This is a genomic window from Rhizobacter sp. P5_C2 (assembly GCF_054049715.1).
Genome location: NZ_JBFULV010000204.1, coordinates 1 through 4,206 on the forward strand (window position 1 = coordinate 1; position 4,206 = coordinate 4,206).

6 protein-coding genes are annotated in these 4,206 nt (G+C 64.8%); 5 read left to right on the top strand and 1 reads right to left on the bottom strand.

Annotation, left to right across the window (positions count from 1 at the left end):
- Positions 1 to 547: class I SAM-dependent methyltransferase (locus ACXJLU_RS32840; RefSeq protein WP_457337926.1), on the top strand; the 547-nt coding region annotated here is incomplete at its 5' end.
- Positions 548 to 553: 6 nt separating this feature from the next.
- Here the strand turns inward: ACXJLU_RS32840 and corA are convergent.
- On the bottom strand, positions 554 to 1,513 hold the full coding sequence (corA, locus tag ACXJLU_RS32845; RefSeq protein ID WP_073462410.1) for a magnesium/cobalt transporter CorA: 960 nt from the start codon (positions 1,511 to 1,513) through the stop codon (positions 554 to 556).
- Between the two features lie 280 nt (positions 1,514 to 1,793).
- On the opposite strand from corA, the gene hpf reads away from it, so the two are divergent.
- The 4 genes from hpf to ACXJLU_RS32865 all read left to right on the top strand — a co-directional run.
- Positions 1,794 to 2,132, top strand: coding sequence for a ribosome hibernation-promoting factor, HPF/YfiA family (gene hpf / locus ACXJLU_RS32850; protein WP_047501829.1), 339 nt, complete (start codon positions 1,794 to 1,796; stop codon positions 2,130 to 2,132).
- A gap of 314 nt (positions 2,133 to 2,446) precedes the next feature.
- Positions 2,447 to 2,917 (top strand): PTS sugar transporter subunit IIA, encoded by a 471-nt coding sequence (locus ACXJLU_RS32855; RefSeq protein WP_047501831.1) that lies wholly within the window; start codon positions 2,447 to 2,449, stop codon positions 2,915 to 2,917.
- A 31-nt stretch (positions 2,918 to 2,948) separates the two neighbouring features.
- A complete protein-coding gene (gene hprK / locus ACXJLU_RS32860) occupies positions 2,949 to 3,905 on the top strand; it encodes an HPr(Ser) kinase/phosphatase (RefSeq protein ID WP_457337927.1) in 957 nt (318 codons plus the stop codon).
- Between the two features lie 177 nt (positions 3,906 to 4,082).
- A partial coding sequence (locus ACXJLU_RS32865; protein ID WP_457337928.1) for a helix-turn-helix domain-containing protein occupies positions 4,083 to 4,206 on the top strand: 124 nt, incomplete at its 3' end.

The window sequence follows — 4,206 nt, forward strand, 5'->3', positions numbered from 1 at the left end:
GCTCGAGTGGGGGCAGCGCCGGCTGGCGCAGGCCGGCCTGCCGGGCGAGCTGCGCTTGCAGGACTACCGCGACATCGACGACGGGCCATTCGATGYCGTCGTGTCGATCGAGATGTTCGAGGCGGTTGGCCGCGCGTACTGGCCCGGCTTCTTCGCGATGCTGCGCCGCCAGCTGAAGCCGGGCGGCCGGGCCTGCATCCAGAGCATCACGATCCGCGACGACCTGTTCGAGCGCTACGTGCGCTCGACCGATTTCATCCAGCAGTACATCTTCCCCGGCGGCCTGCTGCCGAGCCCGCAGGCCTTCCGCGCCGCGGCGGCGCGCGCGGGTTTGCGGGTCGTCAACGAGCTGTCGTTCGGCGGGGACTATGCCGAAACGCTGCGCCGCTGGCGCGAGCGTTTCCTTGCTGAAGATGCAGGCGTGCGCCGCCTGGGCTTCGACACCCGCTTCATGCGCACCTGGGAGTTCTACCTCGCGTACTGCGAGGCCGCCTTCGAGACCGGCAACACAGGGGTGATGCAGTTCACCCTCGAGTGCGCGGCCTGAGAAGAATCAGAGCCAGCCCTTGCGGCGGAAGTACCAGAACGGGGCGATCACGCTGAGCGCCATCAACACCAGCGCGTACGGGTAGCCGAGCGACCAGTCCAGCTCCGGCATCGCCTTGAAGTTCATCCCGTAGATGCTCGCGATCAGCGTCGGCGGCAGCAGCGCGACGCTTGCCACCGAGAACAGCTTGATGATCTTGTTCTGGTTGATGTTGATGAAGCCGACCGTCGCGTCCATCAGGAAGTTGATCTTGTCGAACAGGAACGCGGTGTGGCTGTCCAGCGAATCGATGTCGCGCAGGATCTGGCGTGATTCCTCGAACTGCTCGGCGTTCAGCATGCGGCTGCGCATCATGAAACTCACCGCACGCCGGGTGTCCATCACGTTGCGGCGGATGCGGCCGTTCAAGTCCTCCTCGCGCGCGATCGCGGCCAGCACCAGCGCGGCGTCGCTGTCGGTGATCTCCTTCTTCAGCACCCGCGCGCCAACCGCCTCGAGGCTGTCGTAGATGCCTTCGAGCGCATCGGCGCTGTACTCGGCATCGGCGTCATAGAGCTTCAGCAGCACGTCCTTCGCGTCTTCGATCAGCGCCGGGATGCGGCGCGCCCGCAGGCGCAGCAGCCGGAACACCGGCAGGTCTTCGCCGTGGATCGAGAACAGCACCTTGTTGTGCAGGATGAACGCGACCCGCACGTTGCGCGGGGTTTCGTCGTCATCGATCAGGAAGTCGGAGCGGATGTGCAGCTCGCCGTTGTCTTCTTCATAGAAGCGGGCCGATTCCTCCAGGTCGTCGTCGACCACGTCCTCGGGGATGGTCACGCCGAAATGCTCGGCGATCCAGCTTTTTTCTTCGGGGGTCGGCGCCTCGAGGTCGACCCACACCGGCGTCACGTGGGCCAGGGTGTCGGCGCTCGCGATCTCTTCCTGAAACAGGCGGCCGTTGACCAGCGTGAACACATTCAGCATGCAAGGGCTCCGGCAGACGTTCAGGTCAACGCAGGATTATCACATCGCTGAAAACGTCGACCTTCTCACGCCTTCGGCGCGGCGTCCAGTGCGGGGGGCCGATACCGGTGTTTTGCGGGTGTCTTTTGCTTGTCACACCCCACGTCCGGGTGCACACTGTTTTCAACGACCTCCCGGTCCACCCCTTTCGAAGCATTTCCAAGCATCTCCACGCATCGCCTCCAGCCGTTCACGGCGACCCCCTCCCGCTTTCCCCCACACCCCTGCGAAAGGAGATCTCATGAATTTGACGATCAGCGGACACCACCTCGAGGTGACACCGGCCCTGCGTGAGTATGTGCTCACCAAGCTGGACCGGATCACGCGCCATTTTGACCAGGTGGTGGACATCAACGTGCTGCTATCCGTCGAGAAGCTGAAGGAGAAGGAACGCAGGCAAAAGGCTGAAGTCACGCTGCATGTCAAGGGAAAGGACATCTTCGTCGAGAACTGCCATGAAGATCTCTACGCGGCCATCGACCAGTTGATGGACAAGCTGGACCGGCAGGTTTGCCGCCACAAGGACAAGCTGCAGGACCACCACCACGTGGCTGCCAAGCGGATCGATGCGACCTTGTGAGTCCGCGACGCATCTGAACGACCGTGAAGCGGCCTGCGGGCCGCTTTTTCGTTCTGATGAAAGGGCCGTTCTTCGTGCCGCTTCCGGTTGGATTTCTGCAAGGTTTCGCCCGCACCTGGTGCGCCGCACCCCCCAAACAGGTCCCGCACGTTGCTGCAATGCAGCGTCGCGTGCAGAATTTGGCCTCTGGCGACGCAGTCCGGCCCCGTGCTGTCAACCCGGTTTCTATAATTTCCCGTTAAGACTGTCGCGGCATACCGCCGTGGCACATCGCCGAATGAATGCCTCCATCCGAGGCCAGAAGTGACCCGCCGATGAACCGACTCGCCGCCATTCTCCCCGTGACCAACGTCCTGATCGACGTGGAGGCCACCAGCAAGAAGCGTGCGTTCGAGCATGCGGGCCTGCTGTTCGAGAACCAGCACGCCATCGCGCGTGCCACCGTCACCGACAACCTGTTCGCCCGCGAACGCCTGGGTTCCACCGGGCTGGGCCACGGGGTTGCCATCCCGCACGGCCGCATCAAGGGCCTGAAGAATCCGCTGGCCGCCGTCGTGCGCGTGCAGCAGCCGATCCCGTTCGACGCCCCTGACGACGAGCCGGTCAGCCTGCTGATCTTCCTGCTGGTGCCCGAAGCCGCGACGCAGCGCCACCTCGAGATCCTGTCCGAGATCGCCGAGATGCTCAGCGAGCGCGAGTTGCGCGAGCGCTTGAAGAGCGAAGCCCCGGCCGCGCGCGTCCATGAGCTGATCTCCAATTGGGAACCGCTGAAGTCGGTCGCATGACCCCGTCCACGGGGTTCGACAGGGCCTTCGCGTGAAACCGTCGGTCATCAGCGCCGAGGCGCTGTTCGAGGAACACCGCCCGGCGCTGCGCTGGGAATGGATTGCCGGGCACGCCCACCCGGAGCGCCGCTTCGACGAGGCTGCGGTGCGCAACGCGCAATCGGCCGCCGACCTGGTCGGCTACCTGAACTACATCCACCCGTACCGCGTGCAGATCGTCGGCCGCCGCGAGGTTGCCTACCTGCAGGATGCGTCGCCGGAAGACCAGGAGCGCCGCATCCAGCGCATCGTGACGCTGGAGCCGCCGGTGGTGATCGTTGCCGACAAGCAGATTCCGCCGAACCGGCTGGTCGCGCTGTGCGACCGGGCCGACATCCCGCTGTTCGTCACCGACGAATCGGCCGGCCACGTGATCGACGTGGTGCGAGGCTATTTGAGCCAGCTGTTTGCCGAGCGCACGACGCGCCACGGCGTGTTCATGGACATCCTCGGCGTCGGCGTGCTGCTGACCGGTGAGTCGGGCCTGGGCAAGAGCGAGCTGGGGCTGGAGTTGATCTCGCGCGGCCACGGGCTGGTGGCCGATGACGCGGTCGACCTGTTCCGCACCTCGCAGACGGCGCTCGAGGGGCGCTGCCCGGAGCTGCTGATGAACCTGCTGGAGGTGCGCGGCATCGGGCTGCTCGACATCAAGGCGATCTTCGGCGAGACCGCGGTGCGCCGGAAGATGCGGCTGAAGCTGATCGTGCACCTGGTGCGCAAGGAGACGCTGGACCGCGACTTCGAGCGCCTGCCCTACGAGCCGCTCAACGAGGACATCCTGAACGTGCCGGTGCGCAAGGTGGTGATCGCGGTGGATGCCGGGCGCAACCTGGCGGTGCTGGTCGAGGCGGCGGTGCGCAACACCATCTTGCAGCTGCGCGGCATCGACACGTATCGGGAGTTCATCGAGCGGCATCAGCGGGCGATGCAGAACCCAGGCCTGGAGTGAGGCGCTGCCCGGGCGGACGATGACCGCTTTCCCCCTTTTCCCGGGGGCTGATCACTGCGTGAGGCTGCTGCCGGGTCTCGCCCCGGCGGGCGAGTCACTTTCATTTGCCTTGCCAAATGAAAGTAACGGCGGTTTCAAAGGTGAAGTGCAACACTCCAGCCCCCTGAGAGCCGTTGCATGACAAGAACCTACGAACAATTGAGCGCCGAGGACCGAGGCGTGATCATGGCGCTGAGTTCCCAGGGCAGCAGCGCACGAGCCATTGCCAGGACGCTGCAACGAGCTGCCAGCACCATCACCC